The following is a 20,849-nucleotide window of genomic DNA, read 5'->3' on the forward strand; positions in this document are numbered from 1 at the left end:
CGCGCCCGCTGACCGCTCACGCACCGAGCGCTGACAGCGCCTCCTCGGCCATGGCGGCCAGCGGCAGGTTGGTGTCGCGGACGGTGTCGAGGACCTGGGTGTACCAGGCGCGTGCGGTGCCGGTCTCGCCCGCCGCCGCGGCCACCGCGCCCAGGCCCAGCATGATCTGCATCCTGGAGTCCGCGGCGCTGTACCAGGTGGTGGGGCACTCCTCCAGCGCCTGCTCCATCAGCGCCCTGGCCTCCCGCAGGTCGCCGCGGATCATGGCCACCCGGCCGAGGCCGAGATGCGCTCGCGCCAGCGTCTCGCGGGCGCCGGTGCGCGTGGCCAGCTCAGCCACCCGCAGATACTGCCACTCGGCTTCCCGGAGATCCAGGTGGACGACGGCGTCGGCCCTGCGGCAGCCGTAGTCGGCCAGGTCCTCGACGGCGCCGAGCTCCTCGGCCAGCGCCTCGGCCTGCGCCGCCAGCTCGGCCGAGGCGGCGTGGTCGCCCTGCTGGAAGGCCAGGTCGGCCATGCCGGACAGCGCCAGCGTGCTGCCCCACCGCTCGCCGAGCGCGCGGAAGGCCCGCAGCGACCGCTGGAAGCAGGCCCACGCCTCGTCAGGGCGGCCGAGGTTCTGCTGCAGGTAGGCCAGCCCGGCGTGGCTCAGGCCCCGCATCCACGGAGACAGCGTCGCGACGAACTCGGCCGTCATCCTCTCGGCCATGTCGTAGTCGGTGGGCGGCCCCTGCAGCATCGGCATCATCACGTTGAGGAACTCCCGCTGGAACGGCGCGGCCCCGTCGTACCTCAGCGTTCCGATGTCCGCCTCGGTCCTGGCATCCCACGCCGCGACCAGCACGCTCATGGCGTACTCCTCGCTGGGGGAGGGGTCGACGACGGTCAGCACCTCGGCGGCCATGGCCGCGCCCTCGCTCCTCCTGCCCCTGAACCACCAGTAGCAGGCGAGGCCGCCCACCAGGCGGAGCGCGGTGCCGGTGTCGCGGACCTCGACCGACCAGCGCAGCGCGGCATGGAGGTCGTCGCGCTCCTCGTCCAGCAGGGCCAGCCACTCCAGCTGCTCGGCCCTGCGCAGGTGCGGGTCCGCGGTGACGGTCAGCTCGAGGTAGTAGGCGGCGTGCGCCCGCCTGAGCGCCTCGACCTCGCCCGCCTCGGCCAGCCGTTCGGCGCAGAACGCCCTGATCGTCTCCAGCATGCGGTAGCGGCCGTGCTCCACCTGCACCAGCGACTTCTCCACCAGGGAGGCCAGCAGCTCCTCGGGCAGCCCGCACACCCGCTCGGCCGCCTCCAGCGTCGCGCCGCCGACGAACACCGTCAGCCGCCTGGCCATCGCCTGCTCGTCGGCGTCGAGGAGGTCCCAGCTCCAGGCGACCACCGCGCGCAGCGTCTGGTGCCGGGGCAGCGCCGTACGGCTGCCGCGGGCCAGCAGCCTGAACCTGTCGTCGAGCCGCGCGGCCACCTCGGCCACCGACAGCGACCGCAGCCGGGCGGCGGCCAGCTCGATCGCCAGCGGCAGCCCGTCCAGCGCCCGGCAGATGCGGACGAGCTGGTCCTCGTCCTCGACGGTGAAGCCCGGCCTGACCGCGGTGGCCCGGTCGGTGAACAGGCGGACGGCCGGGTAGTCGAGCGCCCGCGGCGCGCCCGGCGGCGGCAGGGGCAGCGGCGATACCGGGACGATCGACTCGCCGGTGATGCCGAGCGCCTCGCGGCTGGTGACCAGCAGCCGCAGGTGGGGGCAGGCGGCCAGCAGCCGGTCGGCCAGCGCGGCGGCGGCCCCGACCAGGTGCTCGCAGTTGTCGAGGACGAGCAGCAGCCTGCGCTCGGCAAGGGCGGCGACCAGCCGGGTCGCCGCGTCGGCGGGGACGCGGCCGGCGGCGTGCAGCGAGTCGCGCAGGTCGAGCGCGCTCACGACGGCCTGCGGCAGGTCGGCCTCGTCGGAGATCGGGGCCAGCTCCACGAAGCACACGTCGCGCGGGGCCATGGCGGCCGCCTCGGTGGCCAGCCGGGTCTTGCCCGCTCCGCCCGGCCCGATCAACGTGACGAGCCTGGCCTCCTCCAGCAGCGCCTGAAGCCGCTCGAGCTCCTCGGCGCGGCCCACGAAGCTGGTCAGCTGGGCGCGCAGCCCCCGCCGCGACACGCCCGCCTCCGGCGCGCCGGGGGCTGGGCCGAGCGAGGGGTCGGCGCGCAGCACCGCGAGGTGGGCGGCGGCCAGCTCGCTGCCCGGCGCGACGCCGAGCTCGTCGTCGAGGATCCGGCGGCCCTCCTCGTAGACGGCCAGCGCCTCGGCCTGGCGGCCGCTGCCGTACAGGGCCCGCATCAGCTGGGCGCGCAGGCGTTCGCGCAGCGGGTGGGCGGCGACCAGCTCGCCCAGCTCCGCCGCGACGTCGCGATGCGATCCGAGCTCCAGCTCGGCCTGCACCCTGTCCTCGACGGCCGACAGGCGCAGCTCGGCCAGCCGCGTGGCGGTCGTCCCCGCGAACGGCGCGTCGGCCAGCGGCGCGCCCTTCCACAGCTCGAGCGCCTCCCTGAGCACCCGGGCCGCTCTCGCGGGGTCGCCCTCCCGCACGGCCGCGCGCCCGTCGGCGACCAGCAGCTCGAAGCGGTGCGCGTCGACGTCGGCCGGATCGACCGCGAGCCGGTAGCCGGCGGGATGGAACTCGATCAGGTCCTTGCCGAGCGACCTGCGCAGCCGGGAGATCTGGGACTGCAGCGCGTTGGCCGCCGTCTCCGGCGGCTCGGCGCCGTAGAGGCCGTCGATCAGCTGCTCGTGGGTGACGATGCGCCCGGCCTCCACGGCCAGCAGCACCAGCAGCGCCCTGACCCTGGGCCCGCCGAGCGCGACCGGCTGCCCGTCGCCGTCGCGCACCTTGATCGGACCGAGGATCTCGAAGCGCATGCCCCCGATTATCTCGGCTCGGGCAACAGCCGCACGATGTCCGCATATGTGGGCAGGCCCGGGTCGTCCTCCAGGACGGCCAGCGCGCCCCTGAGCGCGGCCCGGTAGAGCAGGGAGCCCGTGCTGATCCTGGCCACGCCCACGTCGGCGAGCCGCTCGACGGGCGGTCCGTGGAGCACGTTGAGCGGCAGCGGCGTGCTCTCGACGATCTCGGCGATGGTGCCCAGGTCGTTCGTGCCGGGCACGAAGATCCCGTCGGCACCCGTGTCGCCGTAGGCGCGCACCCGCTCGAGGGTGTCGTCGCCCGTGGCCAGCCACAGGGTGTCGGTGCGGGCGTTGACGAACACGCCCCGCCCGGCCACCGCCTCCAGGATGCGGGTCTGCTCGCCGATCGGGCGCAGCGTGCCGTCGGCCCTGCCGTCCTCCAGGTTGACGCCCGCCACGCCCATGCTCGCCAGGACGTCGACAAGGTCGGCGACGGCGGCGGGGTCGTCGCTGAAGCCGTTCTCGATGTCCACGGTGAGGAAGACGGGCAGGTCCTTCAGCAGGTCGACCAGGTCGAGGGTCTCCGCCTTGGTGGCGGCGGCGGCGTCGGGCCTGCCGTGGACCGCGCTGACGCCGAGGCTCGTGGTGCCGATGGCGGGATAGCCGCGGGCGGCCATGAAGGCGGCCGAGCCGTAGTCCCAGGCGTTGGGCAGGACCAGGGGCTTGCCGGGCTGGTGCAGGTCGGCGAAGGTCATCGGAACTCCATGATCGTTTCGAGGACGCCGGTGGCGATGGCCATGGCGTGGCCGGATCCGGGGCAGCGGCGGGGGCCGTGGCCGAACGCGAGGTCGGGGGTCAGGTCGACCTCCACGAGGGCGCCCGTGGCGTCGACGCGTTTGGTGGCCCGGACCGGAGGGTCGTGGCGGAGGGTGTCGCGCAGCAGGTCGTCGGCGGCGAGAGGCTCCGGCGGCCGGGCGAGGGCGTTGCGCAGGAGGGCGGTGGTGGCGCCGTGGGCCTGCAGCAGGACGGTGATCTCCGGGATGCCGGCGACGGCGACGAGGGCGGCCACGGCCGCGTCGATCTCGGGCGTCGTCACGCCGGACAGGTAGCCGCCGGCGACGGTGGCGACATCGGAGACGAGCGCGTCCGTGCAGGCGACGCCCAGGGCGGGGCCGAGCACCCGGGTGGGCACCCCGTGGGCGAGGACGCGATCGGCCATGTCCGTGGCCATGTCGGTGGTCATGAACGTGGCCATGTCGGTGGCCTGGCTCGTGGCCGGGCCGGTGAGCAGCGTCCGGGTGGTCTCGGCGGCGGCGGTGCGGAGGGCGGCGGGGTCCAGGACCGCCAGCCGGGCCTCCACCAGGGCGCGGCGCTCGGCGTGTGCGGGGCCCGCGGCGAAGCGGGAGACCCGCGCGCGCAGCCAGCCCAGCGTGCCCGGCTCGGCCCCCGCCGCGACCGGCGGCGGCACGTACGACGGGTCGGACAGGACGGCGCGGACTTCCGCGTGACCGGTGATGAACATGGAACCGACCGTAGACCCCGGTCAGTTCGGCGCCGGCCGAAGCGTGCCGGCGGGGATCTCCAGCAGCGCCGACAGGCTCGCCAGGCCGTCGTCGGTGATCTTGAGCGCCCGCTGGCCGCCGATCCTGGTGACCCAGCCCGCCGCGAAGGCGTGGTGGCACAGCGCCGCCCCCGCGGTGCCCGCCAGGTGCGGGCGGCGCTCGGTCCAGTCGAGGCACGGCCTGGCCATCGGCCGCGTACGGCTGGCCTCCAGCGCGATGCCGAGCCCGGCGAACCAGTCGGCCCCCGACGGGCTCAGCGAGAACCCGGGTTCCAGCAGGCCACGGGACAGGAGCGCGTCGGTGACGGCGACGCCGAGCCGTCCGGCGAGGTGGTCGTAGCAGGTGCGGGCCCTGGCCATCGCGGCCGACGCGCTGGCCGCCCTGAGCGTGGCGGGGGCGGGGCCGGAGGCCGCGGGGGAGACGCGCGCGGCGAGGTCCTCGACGAGCTGCGCGGTGGCGGCGTCGGCCAGCCGTACGTAGCGGTGCCTGCCCTGCCGTTCCTCGGCGAGCAGCCCGCCCTGCACCATCTTGCTGAGATGCTCGCTGGCGGTGGAAGGGGCGACCTTGGCCGTCCTGGCGAGCTCGCCCGCGGTCCACGCCCGCCCGTCGAGCAGCGCCAGGCAGAACGCCGCCCTGGTCGGGTCGGCGATGAGCGCCGCGAACGCGGCGAGACCCTGAGCTGACATGCCTCTACGGTAGGCCGGTGAAGGTTCGGCGGGTGCCGAACCTTCACGCGGCTCTGGCGCGGTCGACGGCGGCCGGCCCGGCCTCGGGGGCCTTCGCGGCGCCCGGCTTCCTGCCGGCCACGGGCACGGCGGCGGGAAGGCGGAAGTCGAGGAAGGCGGCCAGGCCCATCGCCACCACGAGGACGATCTCGGCCACGATCAGCGCGCGCTCCATGAGGCCGTAGTACGCGGCGCCGCCGATGAGCGGCGAGGTGAGCGTCGCCGGGTGCGCGGCGAGGTAGACCGCCAGTGTGATCACGGAGGTCACGGCCAGCGACCTGACCAGGTTCCACCGGGGGAGCGCGGCGCGTCCCCTGGCCAGGCTCCAGCCGGCGACCGGCAAGGAGGTGAACACCACCGCCGAGGCCCACCGGTGCAGCTCGCCCGACAGCGACTTGGCGGCGCCGGGGTCGGTCGGGAAGACCGCGCTCAGCATCAGGCCCGCCGCCGCGGCGATCAGCAGCAGCCTGGTCGCCGCCGTGCGGGCGGGGTCGTTGACGGCCAGGCCGTAGGCGAGGAACAGGCACCCGGAGGCCAGGGCCGTCATGCCGACCACGACCAGCGGCATCCCGCCGGGAACCAGCGCGTAGTCGCTGACCAGCGGCTGCGCGGGCAGCGCCAGGTGCGCGTGGGCCAGCGCCGCCAGGCACACCACCGCCGCGACCAGGGGAGCCATCAGGATCATCGGGCGACCTCGGCGTAGATCTGCTCGAAGCGGGCCAGCGACGCCTGGTGGTCGTGGGTCAGCGCCAGCTCGCGGCTGGCCCGGCCCGCCCTGGCCCGCAGGTCGGCGTCGGCCAGCAGCGCGGTCAGATGCCCCGCCAGCTCCATCACGTCGCCCGGCTCGAACAGGTACCCGTTGTCCTCGACCAGGTGCGGCAGCGCCATCGCGTTGGCGGCGACCACCGGCAGCCCGCTGGCCATGGCCTCCAGCGTGGCGATGCTCTGCAGCTCGGCCACGCCCGGCATGGCGAAGACGTCGGCGGCGGCGAACACCTGCGGCATCGTCTCGTCGGGCACGAACCCGAGGAAGAACACCCGGTCGCCGACCCCGATCCGGCCGGCCAGCCGCTCCAGTTCGGCCCGCTGGTTGCCCTTGCCCACCAGCGCCACCTGCGCGTCGGTCTCGTTCAGGACGTACGGCAGCGCCCGCACCAGCTCGTCCAGGCGCTTCTCCTCGTCGAGCCGTCCCACGAACAGCACGGTCTCGCGGTCGGGCAGGCCGAACGCCTTGCGCGCCCACGCCTTGGGCTCGGCGTGCGGGTGGAACCTGGTCAGGTCGATCCCGCAGGAGACCGCCTCCACCTCGCGCGAGAAGCCCTGGTCGGTCAGCAGCCCCGCGGCCAGCGGCGTGGGGGTGGTGATGTGGTCGGCGCGGGAGAAGATCCGGCTGAAGTCGCGCCACGCCAGCCGGCCCGCCGACTCCCGCAACCGGGCCGGGATGTGCGCGAACTGGAAGAGGTTGTCGGGCATGAAGTGGTTGGTCGCCACGACGGGCACGCCGTTCCTGCGCGCGGCGGCCATCGCCGCCCTGCCGACCACGAAGTGCCCCTGGGCGTGCAGCACGTCGGGGTCGATGGCCCTCACCAGGCGGTCGAGCCTGGTCGGCACCGTCACCCGCATCGTCGGGTGGACCAGCAGCGGCGCCGAGCGCAGCCGGTGCACGACCACGCCGTCCTCCACCGAGGCCTTGGCGGGGCCCTCGTCCGACTGGCAGATGACGTGGACGTCGTTGCCGCGCTCGGCCAGCCCGGTGGCCAGGCGATGGGTGAAGACGGCGGCGCCGTTGACGTCGGGCGGGTAGGTGTCGGTGGAGATCAGCACGCGGCGCGGCCTGGCGGGCACGGAGGCGAGCGCCGGGCGGGTGGTCTCGGTGGAGACGAGCGGCATGGCCATGGTGGGGGACTCCTGGGAGTTAGGAACGTGATTCGAGGGGGGTGGTGCGAGCGAGCGCGATCGTGCCCACCGCCGTGAGCGCGGCGGCCGCGATCGGGGCGACACCCTGGGGGAGGGGCTCGCCGAGCAGGAGGGCGCCGAAGGCGACGGCGGTCAGGGGATCGGCGATCTGCAGCGAGGCGAAGGACACGCCGAAGTGGCCGACGGCGTAGGCCCGCTGCAGGAGCACCAGGGCGAGCAGGGCGGGAACCGGCAGCGCCAGCAGATACCACCAGTTCCACGCCCCGTCGACCAGGACGCGCATGAGGGTCGCGGTCGCGCCGTACAGCACGCCCGCGCTGGTGGCCAGGAGCGCGGCCCGTCCCGCAGGGGAGGCGGCCCTCGCGCCCGCCCACAGCAGCACCGCCGCGACGCCCGCGACCGCGAGAAGCGTGGCGGCCCCGTGCGGGCTCAGGTACGTGGGGCCGTCGTGCGAGGGGACCAGCAGGACCAGCCCGATCAGGCCGATGGCGACCGTGGCCGCCGCGGCCAGTTCCCCCCGGGACGGCCGCCGCCCGTGCAGGGCGGCCGCGATCGGCAGGGCGAACAGGAGGCTGGCCACGCCCATCGGCTGGACGACGGTCAGCGGGCCGAGGCCGAGGGCCACGATGTGCAGCCCTCCGCCCACGAGGATCGACGCCCCGCCCGCGAGCCAGCGGGGCTTTCTGAGCAGGGCCAGCAGGCCCGGCTTGGCCGAGCCCACCGCCTCGAACTGCTGGAGAGCGGCGCCGAGTGCGAAGAACAACGAGCCGAACAGGGCCACGGCCGCGGCCAGCACAGTCATGCGCACTCCTTTCACCTGGATGAAGACATGTGGAGGTGTCCGTGAGGTCTCCGCTCAGGGACAGGGGGGCGAACAGTCAGGACTCTCCTTCGGCGCCCTGCGCGGCAGGGACGAGCGCCCGGTGAGAACCCGGTGAACGCCGCTTGCGCAGCCAGCGGACCAGCTCGACGACCATGGTGATCGTCACCGCGATGCCGAGGCCGAGCAGCAGGCCCTTGATCGGGTCGTTCTCGAAGGCCATGCCGCCGAAGAAGCCGATCAGCGTCGAGTAGACCGCCCACGACCCGGCCGCGATCGCGTCGAAGAACGCGAACGAGCCGCGCGGATAGCCGACCCCGCCCATGGTGAGCGTGGCCGCGGTCCTGCCGCCGGGGATGTAGCGGGCCACCACGAGCAGCAGGCCGCCACGCTCGGCGAGTGCCTGCTGGGCCCACGTGAAGGCCTTCTTGCCCCGCAGCCGGCGGCCCGCCTTGCTGCCGATGAAGTAGGAGATGTGGTCACCGGTGAAGGCGCCCAGCGCGGCCACGACCATCACCAGCCACAGGTTCGGGTCACCCGTGGAGGCCGCGAACACGCCCGCGGTGATGACAGCCGTCTCGGCGGGCACGACGGGGAAGAACCCGTCGAGCATCGCCAGCGCGAACAGCGCGACGTACAACCATGGCGAGGTCATCACCTGGTTGAGCAGGTCGAGAATGGCATGGGACATGTGTGCGCTCCGGTTTGTGGAGGGAGTTCTCTCAGAGTGGCGGCGGATCACCCTGGCGACATCGGGGAACGGCCCCCGGCCGGACCCCGGCCGTCCCCTGGAAATCTCAGGGATCTACCTCCTCGAACCTAGGGATCGATCAGGTCCGCCCACATCGGACGATCGGTACGCACGACCCCCTACTTTCGTCATGTCCCTCGATCCAACCCGGGAAGGAGACCTCGCACACTGGTGTGAGGGTGGAGATCGACGGTGAGGCTGGCACCACCGTCTCCGGTAGGCCGGGCGATACCCTGACTTTCGGCAGAGGTGCCGCCAGGGCCCGGCCCGATAGCGTCTCCCACATGCGCCGCACGCCCCGCCACCTGCTCCACGACGTGCTCCTGTGGCTCGTCATGTCCGTCCTGGCCGCCGCCGCGGGGCCCGACCCCTTCGCAGACCCCGGCCGCTTCCTCGCGGTGACGGGCGGGCGCGTGCTGCTTCTGGCCCTGGCGATCGCGGTGGGCCGGCCGTGGCCGCTCGCCGCGGTCGTGATCCTGCTGCCGGTGGGACCCTGGCAGTTCGACGAGGGTCTGGCCACCGCCGACTGGAACTTCAGCAGGGGGCAGGCCACCGGCGACCAGCTGTGGCCGCTGTCGCTGGTCGCGGTGAAGATCTTCCCGCTCACGCCGACCACGCCGGCCGTGATCTGGTACGCCTACCTGACCGGGCGCAGGACCGCGCGCACCTGGCCGGCCGTGGCCGTTCTCGGCGCGGCCACCGCCGTCGGCTCGGGCGTCGTGCTGGCGCAGGGCGGCCAGCCGCGGCTGTGGGTCACGATGGTGTCCGGGCTCGCCGGCTTCTACGTCCTGCCGTACCTGCTGGGGGCGCTGCGGCGGCGGCTGGTGCACCAGCGGGCGCGGGCCGGCGAGGCCGCGGCGGCGCAGGCCAGGATGCGCGAGCGCGCTCGCATCGCGCACGAGATGCACGACTCGCTCGGGCACGACCTGGCCCTCATCGCGGTGCGCGCGGCGGGCCTCGAGATCGCGCCTGGACTCGCTCCGGCGCAGGCCAAGGCCGCGGGGGAGTTGCGGGTGGCGGCGGCGGAGGCCACGGAACGGCTGAGGCAGATCGTGGGGCTGCTGCGCGAGGACATCGACCCCGCCCCGCTCGCGCCCGTCGACGAGGACGTCGCCGCCCTGGTCGAGCGGGCCAGGGGCTCGGGGATGGAGGTCACGGCGGAGATCGCGCCGGGTCCCGCGCCCGCGCTGGCGCACCGGGTGGTCCAGGAGGGCCTGACCAACGCCGCCAAGCACGCCCCCGGCGCGTGGGTGCGGGTCTCGGTCGCGCCCGGGCGGATCTCGGTGCGCAACGGCCCCTCCCGCGGCCGGCCCACCGCGGTCCCGGGCGGCATGGGCCTCACCGGACTGCGCGAGCGCGTCCGGCTGGCCGGCGGCACGATGACGGCGGGCCCGGCCGGCGAGGGCTTCGAACTGGTCGTCGTCCCTCGCGCGGGGGAGGGGGATCCCCGCGTCGCGTGAGGCCGGGGGTGCCGTCCGCCGGGCAGATTGGGCGGCATGGACGTTCCCCGCGCAGGAATCGGCAGGATCACCGCCGCGATCGTCGCGATGGCCGCGACCCTGCCCTACCTCACCATCAAGATCCTCTGGCTGACGGGCCGCCCGGTCGGCGTGGTCGACCTTTCGCTGATGGACTCGGGCGCGATGACCGGGCTCAACGCCATGACCTTCGGCATGGACCTGGTCGGCCTGTGCCTCGCGCTCGCCTTCACCACGCGGTGGGGGATGCGCCTGCCGGCGTGGCTGGTGCTGCTGCCCATCTGGGTCGGCACCGCCCTGCTGTCCAAGATCGTCGTCGCGCTGCCGCTGACCCTGCTGATCGAGGGACCGGGCGCCTTCCACGGCGGCCCGATGGTGGAGGGCTGGGTCTACCTGATGGTCTACGGCGGTTTCTCGCTGCAGGGCGTGGGGCTCACCGTCGCCTTCGCCCTCTACGCCCGCGCCAGGTGGCCGTGGGCCTTCCGGTACGGCAGGGCGCGGACGGCCGTGGCGTTCCAGCACGTCGTGGGCCGCGGCGGCCTGCTGGTGGCGCTGGTCGTCGGCGCCGTGGACGTGTACTGGGCCTGCGGCGGCACCGCCGGACTCGACCCCGCTGTGACGGCCGCGCGGAACCTGCCGGGAAGCGTCGTGCAGGCCCTCGGCGGAGCGCTCGTCATCGCCGGCGCGGCCGGTTACCTGGCCCTGCTGCGCGGGCACGCGTGGTGGTCGACGGCCGTGGCGTGGCTGGGTAGCGGCTACCTGTTCGCCTGGGGCCTCTACGAGATGATCATCATGGTGACCGCGGGCCCGCTGGCCGCCGAGGTGCCGATGGTCGCGCCCCATCTGGTGACGCTGTTCGCCATGCTGACCGGCCTGACGCTGGGGCTCGGTGGCGCGTTCCTGCTGATCGAGAAGTCAGGCGGGAGCGTGGCTGAGGCGGCGCAGCACCCGCTTGAAGGTCCACAACGAGAAGGTGATCGCGAACCCGCTGATAGCGGCCACCGCTGAGGTGCGCAGCAGCATGTAGGCGCCGATGGACTCGTTGAGGAAGAGCCAGATGCTCACGGTGGAGTTGGCCATCAGCACGAACGCCCACAGCAGCGTGATCCTGGCGAAGAACCTGCGCATCCGCTCGTGCTTCAGCACCGCCTGCGGCAGGTGGATGTAGTCGAGGGTGAGCTTCTGGACCATCGGCCTGTTCAGCCTGACCGAGGCGAGGAAGATCATGCTGATGCAGATGGTCCCGAACTCGGGCGTCAGGAAGAAGACGGCGTTGTTGCCGGTCCACAGCGCGACCAGGGCCCGCGCGGTGATCGCGACCGCGGCCAGGAACATGGTCGCGGGCACCCGTACCTTCCTGACGAGCCGCCATCCCACGCCGAGGTAGACCCACGACACCGCCGCGATCAGCGCGCCATTCTCGCCCAGGATCATGAGGGCGGTGTAGAAGACGGCGAGCGGAGCGACGACTCCTTCGAGCAGGCGGGGGACGGCCTGCCTGGCCAGGGCGGTCAGACGTGGCAGCACGACAGGGGGATGGTTCAACTCTGCTCCGTAGGTCGGCCCACGAGCAGCGCCTACCCCTGGCTGGCGGGATCAGGCATCGTCGGACGCTGTCGTCGGGTTACGGGACGGATTACCCCGGCGCGCAGGGGCGCGCCGCTGGCTTACCGTACCTGACGTCCGGGAGTGCCACTGTCAGATTGTGCACATTCGGCACACGTTGATCTTGCCGTGGCCATATGTCGCATCTGTCATGGTTGTGGGGAAATGATTATCCCAGGCTGGCCGTGGCGAGCTTGGCGCCGAAGCCGAGGAACAGCGCGCCGGCCCCCGAGGTGAGGGTGGCCGACAGCTTCCGCCTGGCGCGGAACTGCCCGGCCAGGAAGGTCCCGCCGAAGATCAGCGCCGACAGGTAGAGCGCGCTGAACAGCTGGATGATCGCCCCCAGGATGAGGAACGGCACCGCAGGCGTGCCGTACGAGGGGTCCACGAACTGGATGAAGAAGGAGACGAAGAACAGGATCGCCTTCGGGTTCAGCAGGCTGATCGTCAGCGCCTTGCGGAAGGGGTTCGGTCCGCGCTCGTCCACCAGCACGGCGACCGGGACGTGAGCCGGGTCGGCGGAGCGCCACGCCTTCCACGCGCCCCTGATCATCTGGAGGCCGATCCACGCCAGGTAGCCCGCGCCCAGGTACTTCACGACCGTGAACAGCACCGGATTCGAGCGCAGCAGCGACGCCGCGCCCGCCGCCGCGAGCACCATGAGGACGGTGTCGCCGACGAAGACGCCCATCGCCGCCTTGTAGCCCTCACGCACGCCGCGCTGGGCGGCGAGGGCGAGCACGTAGAGCGAGTTGGGGCCGGGCAGCAGGATGATGAAGAAGGCTCCCGCCACATATGTCCAGAGATCGGTCACACCGAAGAACATGGTCGCTCCTGCTCAAATGGGTCATTTCACAGTAGCGTGTCGCGTCTCCCGGCCGGTTTCGGAGCGGCCGGTTCCGCGGGGCGCCGGGCGCCTGGCGGCGTCCCGGCGCCCCGTCCAGACACCGGTACGGCAGGACCGCCGGGGCCCGGTCCCGCCGGGCGGACGGCGCCGCCGATGGCCATAGGGTCTGACCATGAGCAGTGAGCAGGACGCGATCGACGTCATCCTCACCCAGTGGCGGCGCGAGCGTCCGGACCTCGACCTGTCGGCGATGGGCGTCTTCGGCCGCCTCGGCCAGGCGTCGCGGCTGGTGGAGTCGGCCGTGGAGGAGGTCTTCCGGCGCCACGGCCTGCGACCGGGCGAGTTCGACGTGCTGGCGGCGCTGCGCCGGTCGGGCCCGCCGTACACGCTGATGCCGTCGGAGCTGTCGGACGTGCTGATGATGTCGCGGGCGGGCATGACCAACCGCATCGACCGGCTGGAGGCGGCGGGGCTGGTCGAGCGCAGCCTCGACCCCGCCGACCGGCGCAGCTTCCGCGTCTCGCTCACCGAGCGGGGCCGCGAGGTCATCGACGCCACCCTCACCGAGCACGCGGCCAACCTGGCGCGGCTGGCCGCCCGGCTCACCGAGCAGGAGGCCGGCACGCTCGACGCTATCCTGCGCGGCATGCTGCGCGCCTAGCGCGGCCCTGCGCGTGGCGCATCGGACTTACTTCGTCAAGGCCGTCAGCGTTCCTGTCTGATGCCTGTCAATTTGGGCCTTGTGCCCGGGAGTGGTCAGACCTATTCTCCGATTGATCGTTAGTTAAGTTTCCTAATAAACCGGAGGGGCGATGCTCCGACCCGTCCGCTTCCTCGCGCTCACCGCCGTCCTCACCACCTGCCTGGCCGCGCCCGCCCTGGCCCAGGCGCCCTCCCGCCTCGAGGCGGAGAACGCGACCGTCTCCCAAGGGGCGGTCGAGTCCAACCACGCGGGCTTCAGCGGCACCGGCTTCGTCAACTACGACAACGTCCAGGGCTCCTACGTCGAGTTCACCGTGAACGCCGCCGCGGCGGGCACCGCCTCGATCGTGCTCCGCTACGCCAACGGCACCACCACCGACCGGCCGATGGCCGTCGCGGTCAACGGGACCAGCGTGACCAAGAACTTCCCCGGCACGGGAGCCTGGTCCACCTGGGCCTCGACGACCGTCACGGCGCCGGTGCACGCGGGCGCCAACACCGTCCGCGCCACCGCCACGACCGCCAACGGCGGGCCCAACCTCGACTACGCCGAGATCGACATTGCCGCCCCGTCGAACGAGTACCAGGCGGAGAACGCGGTCATCTCGCAGGGCATCGTGGACACCAAGCACGCCGGGTACACCGGCACCGGCTTCGTGGACTACACCAACGTCGCGGGCTCCTACGTCGAGTTCACGGTCAACGCCGCCGCGGCCGGGAACGCGGCGCTGACCTTCCGCTACGCCAACGGCACCACCACCGACAGGCCGATGGCCATCGCGGTCAACGGGACCGGCGTGACCAAGGAGTTCCCCGGCACGGGCGCGTGGAGCACGTGGGCGGAGACCACCGTCACCGCGGCGCTGAACGCGGGCGCCAACACCGTCCGCGCCACCGCCACGACCGCCAACGGCGGACCGAACCTCGACAGGCTGACGGTCTCGGCCGCGGGCCCGCCCGACACCGAGAGCCCCTCCGTTCCCGGCAACCCGCGGGCGACGGCCACCACCTCCAGCTCCGTCACGCTGGCGTGGGACGCCTCGGCCGACAACAGCGGGACGATCAAGGACTACCGGGTCTACGAGGGGTCGACGCTGAAGGCGACCGTCGGCGGCACGTCGGCCACGATCACCGGCCTGGCACCGTCGTCCACCCACACCTACACCGTGACCGCCCGTGATCCGTCGGACAACGAGTCGGGCAGGAGCGCCGCGGTCACCGCCACCACGCAGCCGGGCGGCACCGGCACGCCGGTGGAGGCCAACGGCCAGCTCCAGGTGTGCGGGGTACGGCTGTGCAACGAGCGCGGCGAGCAGATCCAGCTGCGCGGCATGAGCTCGCACGGCCTGCAGTGGTACTCGCAGTGCCTCAACACCGCCTCGCTGGACGCCCTCGCCACCGACTGGAAGGCCGACGTCCTGCGGATCTCGATGTACATCCAGGAGGGCGGCTATGAGACCGATCCGCGGCTGTTCACCGACCGGGTGCACAACCTGATCGAGATGGCCACGGCGCGCGGGATGTACGCGATCGTGGACTGGCACATGCTCAGCCCCGGCGATCCGACGGTGAACCTGAGCAGGGCCAAGACCTTCTTCACCGAGATCGCGCAGCGGCACAACGGCAAGAACAACCTGCTGTACGAGATCGCCAACGAGCCGAACGGCGTGTCGTGGTCGACGATCAGGAACTACGCCCACCAGTTGATCCCGGTGATCAGGCAGCACGATCCGGAGACCCCGATCCTCGTGGGGACCCGCGCGTGGTCGTCGCTCGGCGTCTCGGACGGGGCCGACGAGAGCGAGGTCGTCAACAACCCGGTCAACGCGACCAACATCATGTACACCTTCCACTTCTACGCCGCCTCCCACGGCTCGGAGTACCTGAACGCGCTGTCGCGGGCGGCCGACCGGATCCCGATGTTCGTCACGGAGTTCGGTACGCAGACGGCCTCGGGTGACGGCTCGAACAACTTCACCCGGTCGCAGCAGTACATCGACCTGATGGCGCAGAAGAAGATCAGCTGGGTGAACTGGAACTACTCCGACGACTCGCGCTCGGGTGCCGTCTTCATCTCGGGCACCTGCCCGAACGGCCCGTTCGCGGGTACCTCCAGGCTCAAGCCGGCGGGGGTGTGGGTGCGCGAGAGGGTGCGCGCCGACTAGGGAGACGGGTATTTACCTATAAAACCCACTGAGTTACTCTGAATTAGCCGGTATCGAGGGCTCGCGCGGCTGGGGTGGCTGCGCGGGCCCTTCCGGACGGCAAGATGTGCGTATGCGTGTGGCGATTCTCGGTCCGCTGGAGGTCGAGGGACCTGAAGGGCCGATCGAGGTCGGCGGCGCCAGGGTCAGGGCCCTGCTGGCGCTGCTCGCGCTGGAGGAGGGACGGCTGGTCACCGCCGACCGGCTGATCGACGCGCTGTGGCCGGGCGAACCGCCCGCCAACGCGGCCAACGCCCTCCAGACGCTGGTCAAGCGGCTGCGCGCGGCGCTCAGGCCGTACGAGGCGGTGGAGAGCAGGCCGGGCGGCTACCGGCTGACCGCGCGGGTGGACGTGCGCCGCTTCCACGACCTGGTGGCCGCCGGCGAGCTGGAGGCGGCGCTGAAGCTGTGGCGCGGGCCCGCGCTGGCCGACCTGGCCACGGTGCCGCACCTGGCCAACGTGGCGGCGGCGCTGGAGGAGGACAGGCTCGCCGCGGTCGAGACCAGGGCCGAGGCGCGCTTGGCGGCGGGGCTGCCCGTGGACCTGGCGGCGGAGGTGGCCGCCCACCCGCTGCGCGAACGGCTGTGCGCGATCGCCGTGCGCGCCATGGCCGCCGCCGGGCGGCAGGCCGACGCGCTGGCCCTCTTCGAGCGCACCAGGGCGCGCCTGGCCGACGAGCTGGGCGTCGATCCCGGCCCCGAGCTGCGCGCCGCCCATCTGGCGGTGGTGTCGGGGGACCTCCCTGCGGCCCCGCCGGCCGGCCGGCCCCCTGTCCAGCCCGCCGTACGGCATCGCCGCCCGGGCGTGAAACGCCCGCTGACCAGCTTCATCGGCCGCGAGGAGGAGCTGGAGGAGCTGACCGGGCTGCTGGCGACCTCGAGAATGGTCTCCATCGTCGGCCCCGGCGGCGCCGGCAAGACCAGGCTGGCGACGGAGGCGGCACTGCTGGCCGAGGAGGCGTGGCTGGTCGAGCTGGCGGCCGTCACCGACCCGGCCGACGTGCCCGGCGCCGTGCTCGACGCGCTCGACCTGCGCGGCACCGACCGGCCGGCGCTGGGCGCGGCGGAGGAGGTCAGCCCGGCCGACCGGCTGGTGGGCGCGCTCGCCGGCCGCAAGGCGCTCATCGTGCTCGACAACTGCGAGCACCTCGTGGCGGCGGCGGCCGTGCTGGCCGAACGGCTCCTGATCGAGTGTCCCGGCCTGAGGGTGCTGGCCACCAGCAGGGAGCCGCTCGGCGTGCAGGGGGAACGGCTGGCGGCCATCCCGCCGCTCGAGCTGCCGCCCGAGGGGGCGCAGCCGGGCGTGGCGGCGGCGTCTCCGGCGGTGCGGCTCCTGCTCGACCGGGCCAGCGGCGTCAGGCTCGACGAGCGGAACGTGGCCGCGATCGTGGCCATCTGCCGCAGGCTCGACGGGATGCCGCTGGCGATCGAGCTGGCCGCGGCCAGGCTGCGCACGATGACGCCCGTCCAGCTGGCCGACCGGCTCGACGACAGGTTCAGGCTGCTGACCGGCGGCAGCAGGACGGCGCTGCCCCGGCAGCAGACGTTGCGCGCGGTGGTCGAGTGGAGCTGGGACCTGCTGACCGAGGAGGAACGGGCGCTGGCCGAGAGCTTCGCGGTGTTCCCGGGCGGAGCCACGCTGGAGGCGGTCGAGGCCGTGTGCGGGGCGGGGATCGAGGCGCTCGGCGCGCTGGTGGACAAGTCGCTGGTCAGGATGGACGCCCAGGGCCGCTACACGATGCTGGAGACGATCAGGGCCTACGCCATGGACGGCGGCCGGCAGCCGCGCAGGGCGCACGCCGTCCACTTCGCGGAGCTGGCCGAGGCGGCGGTGCCGCACCTGCGCACGGCCGAGCAGCTGGTGTGGATCGAGCGGCTGGCCGCCGAACGCGACAACCACGCGGCGGCGTTGCGCTGGGCGCTCGACACCGGCGAGGTGGAGCTGGCGCTGCGCCTGTGCGGGGCGCTGACCTGGTACTGGTGGCTGTGCGGCTACCGGGCCGAGGGCGAGGCGTGGGCCACGCAGGTGATCGAGCTGGCCGAGCGGGCGGGCGACGGCCCGCCGCCGGGGCTGGCGGCCGCCTACGCCGCCTGCACCTTCGGTGTCGGCACCCGGTTCATCGGGCGGCTGCTGAACGAGCCCGACGCGCTGGGGCGGATCCTGGACGACATGGAGCGGGTGATCGTCCTGGCTCGCGCGGAGGGCCCCGTCCATCCGATGCTGTGGCTGGGCAGGGCCGTGCTGGCCGCGATGACGCGGCAGGAGGAGCGCCTGGCCGAGCTGCTGGACGAGTACGTCGCGGCCGAGGACCCGTGGCTGTCGAGCGCCGCGCTGATGATCAGGGGCGGCTGGCGGTCGGCCCACCCGCTGGCGGAGGACGATCTGGAGCGGGCGGTCGCCGGATTCAGGCGGGTCGGCGACCGGTGGGGCCTGAGCGAGTCGCTGCTGGCCCTGGCCGGGGCGCGGGTCATTCGCGGCAAGCCGGCCGCCGAGCTGATCGCGGAGGCGGGGGCGCTCACCGTGGGATGGGTGAGCGTCGAGGACACGATCACCACGCTCACCACGGTGGCGCTGCTGCGCGCCCAGGGCGGCGACGCCGAGGGCGGCGCCGCCGACCTGGCCAGGGCCAGGGCGGTCGTCTCGGGCGAGACGTCGCAGCAGGTGCTGCTGCACCTGCGGCTCGGCGAGGCCGAGCTGGCGCGGCTGGCCGGGGACGGAGCGGCGGCGCTGGCACGCTACGAGGAACTCCTCGCCGCGCTGCCCGCGATGAGCGACGTGCTGCCGCAGCAGGTGAGCTGGGCGCGCACCTCCTACGGCAGGGCGCTGCTGGAGGCGGGCGACCCGCAGGGCGCCAGGGAGCAGCTGCGGCTTGCGGTGGAGACCTTCGGGGCGGCGCCGGACCTGCCGATCCTGGCCGCCGCGCTCGCCGGTTTCGCCCAGGTGGCGCTGGCCGACGGCGACGCCGAGCGGGCCGCCGTCCTGCTCGGCGGGGCGAGCGCCGTCCACGGCGGTGTCGGCGGAGGGGGCGCCGAGATGGCCAGAACCGCCGCCGACACGCGTGCCGCGCTCGGTGACGCGGCCTTCGAGGCGGCGTTCGGGCGCGGCGGGCGCATGTCCCGTGATCAGTTGACCCGCCTGGCGTAGGCGCGCAGCGCCAGCGGCACGAACACCGCGGCGATGGCGGCGGCCCAGCCGAGGGTGAACCACACGTCGGCGGCCTGCGTACCGCCGACCATCAACCCGCGCAGCGCGGACGCCAGGTGCGAGACGGGGTTGACGTTCATCCACCACACCAGCCAGCCGGGCAGGCCGGTGGCCGGGATGAAGGCGGTGCTGCCGAAGGTGAGCGGGAGCAGGACGGCGCTGGCCATGCTCTGCATCGTGGTCACGGACTTCGTCACCAGCCCCAGGTAGGCCGACGCCCAGCTCAGCGCGAAGGCGAACAGCACCATCAGCCCGACGGCGGACAGCGCCTCCAGCGGGCCGGTCCGGATCCTGAAGCCCACGACGTAGCCGATCAGCAGGGACATCATGATGGTGACCATGAGCGTGGCCAGGTCGGCCAGGATCCGGCCGGCGAGGGGCGCGGCCCTGGCGATCGGCATCGTCCTGAACCGGTCGAACACCCCGTTGCCGATGTCGGTGGCCAAGTTCATGCCGGTGCCGATGGTGGTGATCAGCGCCACCTGGGTGAGGACTCCGGGCAGCATGTACTGCACCGCGCCCGCCCTGTCGCCGCCCGAGCCGCCGAACAGGTAGACGAACACCACGATCATGAAGATCGGTTGCATCAGCAGGCCGACGAGCTGGCCGGGGCTGTTCCTCAGCGGGACGAGGCTGCGCCAGGCGAGGGTGAGGCTCTGCGAGATCACTTCGATGCTCCTGTCAGGCTGAGGAAGACGTCGTCGAGGGAGGGCAGGCGCAACGCGTGCTCGGCGAGCACGATGCCCGCCTCGTCGAGCTTCCTGAGCAGCGCGGGCGCCTCGGCCAGGTCGTGGATGGGCACGCTGAGGCCGCCCATGATCGCGGTGATCCGCTCCGCGTCGGGCTCGTGCAGCGGCCTGACCTCCAGGCGGTGCCCGCCCGCCTTGGCCTTGAGCTCGCCGGGGGTGCCGGAGGCGGCCACGCGGCCACCGTCGATCAGCAGGATGTCGTCGGCGAGCTGGTCGGCCTCGTCCAGGTACTGCGTGGTCAGCAGCACGGTCACGCCGTCGGCGACCAGCTCCCTGACCACCTGCCACAGCTCGTTGCGGGCGTGAGGGTCGAGCCCGGTGGTGGGCTCGTCGAGGAAGAGCACGCGGGGGCGGCTGACCAGGCTGGCGGCCAGGTCCAGGCGGCGGCGCATGCCGCCGGAGTACCCGCCGGCCTTCCTGCCGCCGGCCTCGCTCAGCCCGAACCTGTCCAGCAGCTCGGCGGCCCTGGCCCTGGCCGCGTCGCGGGGCAGGCCGAGCAGGCGGCCCATCATCACCAGGTTCTGCGTGCCGGTCAGCTGCTCGTCGACCGAGGCGTACTGCCCGGTCAGCCCGATCAGCTCGCGCACCCGCGCGGACTGGGCGCGCACGTCGAACCCGCCGACCGTGGCCCGGCCCGCGTCGGCGGCCTGGAGGGTGGCGAGGATGCGCACGGCCGTGGTCTTGCCCGCGCCGTTCGGGCCGAGGACGCCCAGCACCGTCCCGGTCCTGGCGCGCAGGTCGATCCCGGCCAGGGCCACCTTGTCGCCGTATCTCTTGACCAGCCCTTCGGCTTCGATCGCATACGTCATGCCCGCTACGGTGCCGCCGGCCGCTGACAGTGCTCTGGCAGTGCCCTGGCAGGTGCCTGGCAGGCGGCCTGTCAGGTCAGTCCGGGATGCCTGCCAGCGGGTGGACCCGGTGCGCGACGACCTCGGACAGCGTGATGACGGTCGTGCTGCGCCGTACGCCCGGGATGGTCAGCATGCCGTCGATCACCCGCTGGACGTGCTCGTTGTCGCGCCCGGCGATGCGGCACCAGACATCGCCCGGGCCGGTGACGATGTAGGCCTCCAGCAGCTCGGGGATGGCGTGCAGGGCGGAGGAGATGTGCTCGCGGGCGGCCTGCTCCACCTCCAGGGTGGTGAAGGCCTGCACCGGATAGCCGAGCGCGGTGGGGGAGAGGGCCGGGCCGAAACCGCTGATCACGCCGTCGGCGGCCATCCGGTCGAGCCGCGCCTGCACGGTGCCGCGCGCCACGCCTGCCAGGCGGGCGATCTCCAGCAGGCCGGTGCGCGGGCGGTCCCGCACCAGGCGCAGGATGAGCAGGTCGAGATCGTCGAGTCCGGTACGGCGTGCTGGCAATCTGGCTCCTTGGCGGGCCTCTGGCTGACTTTTCGTCA

18 protein-coding genes are annotated in these 20,849 nt (G+C 73.1%); 5 read left to right on the plus strand and 13 right to left on the minus strand.

Annotated elements, in window-relative coordinates:
* Positions 1 to 16 precede the first annotated feature (16 nt).
* The 8 genes from ACWEVS_RS29485 to ACWEVS_RS29520 all read right to left on the minus strand — a co-directional run bounded on the left by ACWEVS_RS29485 (position 17) and on the right by ACWEVS_RS29520 (position 8,599).
* Positions 17 to 2,899, minus strand: a complete 2,883-nt coding sequence (locus ACWEVS_RS29485) for a BTAD domain-containing putative transcriptional regulator (protein ID WP_452554159.1) — start codon at positions 2,897 to 2,899, stop codon at positions 17 to 19.
* Between the two features lie 8 nt (positions 2,900 to 2,907).
* Complete coding sequence (locus ACWEVS_RS29490) at positions 2,908 to 3,639, minus strand: isocitrate lyase/PEP mutase family protein (protein WP_452554160.1); 732 nt, start codon at positions 3,637 to 3,639, stop codon at positions 2,908 to 2,910.
* Complete coding sequence (locus ACWEVS_RS29495) at positions 3,636 to 4,406, minus strand: hypothetical protein (protein WP_452554161.1); 771 nt, start codon at positions 4,404 to 4,406, stop codon at positions 3,636 to 3,638. The genes ACWEVS_RS29490 and ACWEVS_RS29495 overlap by 4 nt, the downstream gene beginning before the upstream one ends.
* A 21-nt stretch (positions 4,407 to 4,427) precedes the next feature.
* A complete protein-coding gene (locus ACWEVS_RS29500) occupies positions 4,428 to 5,132 on the minus strand; it encodes an ArsR/SmtB family transcription factor (protein WP_452419332.1) in 705 nt (234 codons plus the stop codon).
* A 43-nt stretch (positions 5,133 to 5,175) separates the two neighbouring features.
* A complete protein-coding gene (locus ACWEVS_RS29505; RefSeq protein ID WP_452554162.1) occupies positions 5,176 to 5,856 on the minus strand; it encodes a DUF998 domain-containing protein in 681 nt (226 codons plus the stop codon).
* Positions 5,853 to 7,067 (minus strand): glycosyltransferase, encoded by a 1,215-nt coding sequence (locus ACWEVS_RS29510; RefSeq protein ID WP_449929473.1) that lies wholly within the window; start codon positions 7,065 to 7,067, stop codon positions 5,853 to 5,855. The genes ACWEVS_RS29505 and ACWEVS_RS29510 overlap by 4 nt, the downstream gene beginning before the upstream one ends.
* Before the next feature lie 19 nt (positions 7,068 to 7,086).
* A complete protein-coding gene (locus ACWEVS_RS29515) occupies positions 7,087 to 7,890 on the minus strand; it encodes a DMT family transporter (RefSeq protein WP_449929472.1) in 804 nt (267 codons plus the stop codon).
* A 76-nt stretch (positions 7,891 to 7,966) separates the two neighbouring features.
* Positions 7,967 to 8,599, minus strand: coding sequence for a DedA family protein (locus tag ACWEVS_RS29520; protein WP_354920229.1), 633 nt, complete (start codon positions 8,597 to 8,599; stop codon positions 7,967 to 7,969).
* Positions 8,600 to 8,943: 344 nt separating this feature from the next.
* On the opposite strand from ACWEVS_RS29520, the gene ACWEVS_RS29525 reads away from it, so the two are divergent.
* Positions 8,944 to 10,119, plus strand: a complete 1,176-nt coding sequence (locus ACWEVS_RS29525) for a sensor histidine kinase (RefSeq protein WP_452554163.1) — start codon at positions 8,944 to 8,946, stop codon at positions 10,117 to 10,119.
* A gap of 36 nt (positions 10,120 to 10,155) precedes the next feature.
* The gene (locus tag ACWEVS_RS29530) at positions 10,156 to 11,145 is read left to right on the plus strand and encodes a hypothetical protein (protein WP_452554164.1); all 990 of its coding nucleotides are present in this window, start codon (positions 10,156 to 10,158) and stop codon (positions 11,143 to 11,145) included.
* Here the strand turns inward: ACWEVS_RS29530 and ACWEVS_RS29535 are convergent.
* Both ACWEVS_RS29535 and leuE read right to left on the minus strand, forming a co-directional pair.
* Positions 11,053 to 11,664, minus strand: a complete 612-nt coding sequence (locus ACWEVS_RS29535) for a VC0807 family protein (RefSeq protein WP_452554165.1) — start codon at positions 11,662 to 11,664, stop codon at positions 11,053 to 11,055. The genes ACWEVS_RS29530 and ACWEVS_RS29535 overlap by 93 nt on opposite strands.
* 247 nt (positions 11,665 to 11,911) lie before the next feature.
* The gene (gene leuE / locus ACWEVS_RS29540) at positions 11,912 to 12,568 is read right to left on the minus strand and encodes a leucine efflux protein LeuE (RefSeq protein WP_452554166.1); all 657 of its coding nucleotides are present in this window, start codon (positions 12,566 to 12,568) and stop codon (positions 11,912 to 11,914) included.
* A 193-nt stretch (positions 12,569 to 12,761) separates the two neighbouring features.
* Here leuE and ACWEVS_RS29545 point away from each other — a divergent pair, with 193 nt between their 5' ends.
* The 3 genes from ACWEVS_RS29545 (at position 12,762) to ACWEVS_RS29555 (ending at position 18,640) form a co-directional block, all read left to right on the plus strand.
* Complete coding sequence (locus ACWEVS_RS29545; RefSeq protein WP_354920241.1) at positions 12,762 to 13,250, plus strand: MarR family winged helix-turn-helix transcriptional regulator; 489 nt, start codon at positions 12,762 to 12,764, stop codon at positions 13,248 to 13,250.
* Between the two features lie 151 nt (positions 13,251 to 13,401).
* Positions 13,402 to 15,456 carry a cellulase family glycosylhydrolase gene (locus ACWEVS_RS29550; protein ID WP_452554167.1) on the plus strand — a complete coding sequence of 685 codons (2,055 nt, stop codon included), beginning with the start codon at positions 13,402 to 13,404 and terminating at the stop codon, positions 15,454 to 15,456.
* Positions 15,457 to 15,568: 112 nt separating this feature from the next.
* Positions 15,569 to 18,640 (plus strand): BTAD domain-containing putative transcriptional regulator, encoded by a 3,072-nt coding sequence (locus tag ACWEVS_RS29555; protein ID WP_452554168.1) that lies wholly within the window; start codon positions 15,569 to 15,571, stop codon positions 18,638 to 18,640.
* Here the strand turns inward: ACWEVS_RS29555 and ACWEVS_RS29560 are convergent.
* The 3 genes from ACWEVS_RS29560 to ACWEVS_RS29570 all read right to left on the minus strand — a co-directional run bounded on the left by ACWEVS_RS29560 (position 18,619) and on the right by ACWEVS_RS29570 (position 20,811).
* The gene (locus ACWEVS_RS29560) at positions 18,619 to 19,368 is read right to left on the minus strand and encodes an ABC transporter permease (protein WP_452554169.1); all 750 of its coding nucleotides are present in this window, start codon (positions 19,366 to 19,368) and stop codon (positions 18,619 to 18,621) included. The two genes, ACWEVS_RS29555 and ACWEVS_RS29560, sit on opposite strands and share 22 nt — an antisense overlap.
* Positions 19,365 to 20,258: an ATP-binding cassette domain-containing protein gene (locus ACWEVS_RS29565; protein ID WP_452554170.1), complete on the minus strand. Its 894-nt coding sequence runs from the start codon at positions 20,256 to 20,258 to the stop codon at positions 19,365 to 19,367. Before ACWEVS_RS29565 ends, ACWEVS_RS29560 begins: the two co-directional genes overlap by 4 nt.
* 76 nt (positions 20,259 to 20,334) lie before the next feature.
* The gene (locus tag ACWEVS_RS29570; RefSeq protein ID WP_354920256.1) at positions 20,335 to 20,811 is read right to left on the minus strand and encodes an Lrp/AsnC family transcriptional regulator; all 477 of its coding nucleotides are present in this window, start codon (positions 20,809 to 20,811) and stop codon (positions 20,335 to 20,337) included.
* Positions 20,812 to 20,849 lie beyond the last annotated feature (38 nt).

The sequence above is a fragment of the Nonomuraea sp. NPDC003754 genome (assembly GCF_053605785.1).

What these genes read in the sequence shown, in the direction of transcription:
- ACWEVS_RS29485 (WP_452554159.1), bottom strand. Translation starts at nt 2,899, where the DNA reads ATGCGCTTCGAGATCCTCGGTCCGATCAAGGTGCGCGACGGCGACGGG.
- ACWEVS_RS29490 (WP_452554160.1), bottom strand. Translation starts at nt 3,639, where the DNA reads ATGACCTTCGCCGACCTGCACCAGCCCGGCAAGCCCCTGGTCCTGCCC.
- ACWEVS_RS29495 (WP_452554161.1), bottom strand. Translation starts at nt 4,406, where the DNA reads ATGTTCATCACCGGTCACGCGGAAGTCCGCGCCGTCCTGTCCGACCCG.
- ACWEVS_RS29500 (WP_452419332.1), bottom strand. Translation starts at nt 5,132, where the DNA reads ATGTCAGCTCAGGGTCTCGCCGCGTTCGCGGCGCTCATCGCCGACCCG.
- ACWEVS_RS29505 (WP_452554162.1), bottom strand. Translation starts at nt 5,856, where the DNA reads ATGATCCTGATGGCTCCCCTGGTCGCGGCGGTGGTGTGCCTGGCGGCG.
- ACWEVS_RS29510 (WP_449929473.1), bottom strand. Translation starts at nt 7,067, where the DNA reads ATGGCCATGCCGCTCGTCTCCACCGAGACCACCCGCCCGGCGCTCGCC.
- ACWEVS_RS29515 (WP_449929472.1), bottom strand. Translation starts at nt 7,890, where the DNA reads ATGACTGTGCTGGCCGCGGCCGTGGCCCTGTTCGGCTCGTTGTTCTTC.
- ACWEVS_RS29520 (WP_354920229.1), bottom strand. Translation starts at nt 8,599, where the DNA reads ATGTCCCATGCCATTCTCGACCTGCTCAACCAGGTGATGACCTCGCCA.
- ACWEVS_RS29525 (WP_452554163.1), top strand. Translation starts at nt 8,944, where the DNA reads ATGCGCCGCACGCCCCGCCACCTGCTCCACGACGTGCTCCTGTGGCTC.
- ACWEVS_RS29530 (WP_452554164.1), top strand. Translation starts at nt 10,156, where the DNA reads ATGGACGTTCCCCGCGCAGGAATCGGCAGGATCACCGCCGCGATCGTC.
- leuE (WP_452554166.1), bottom strand. Translation starts at nt 12,568, where the DNA reads ATGTTCTTCGGTGTGACCGATCTCTGGACATATGTGGCGGGAGCCTTC.
- ACWEVS_RS29545 (WP_354920241.1), top strand. Translation starts at nt 12,762, where the DNA reads ATGAGCAGTGAGCAGGACGCGATCGACGTCATCCTCACCCAGTGGCGG.
- ACWEVS_RS29550 (WP_452554167.1), top strand. Translation starts at nt 13,402, where the DNA reads ATGCTCCGACCCGTCCGCTTCCTCGCGCTCACCGCCGTCCTCACCACC.
- ACWEVS_RS29555 (WP_452554168.1), top strand. Translation starts at nt 15,569, where the DNA reads ATGCGTGTGGCGATTCTCGGTCCGCTGGAGGTCGAGGGACCTGAAGGG.
- ACWEVS_RS29565 (WP_452554170.1), bottom strand. Translation starts at nt 20,258, where the DNA reads ATGACGTATGCGATCGAAGCCGAAGGGCTGGTCAAGAGATACGGCGAC.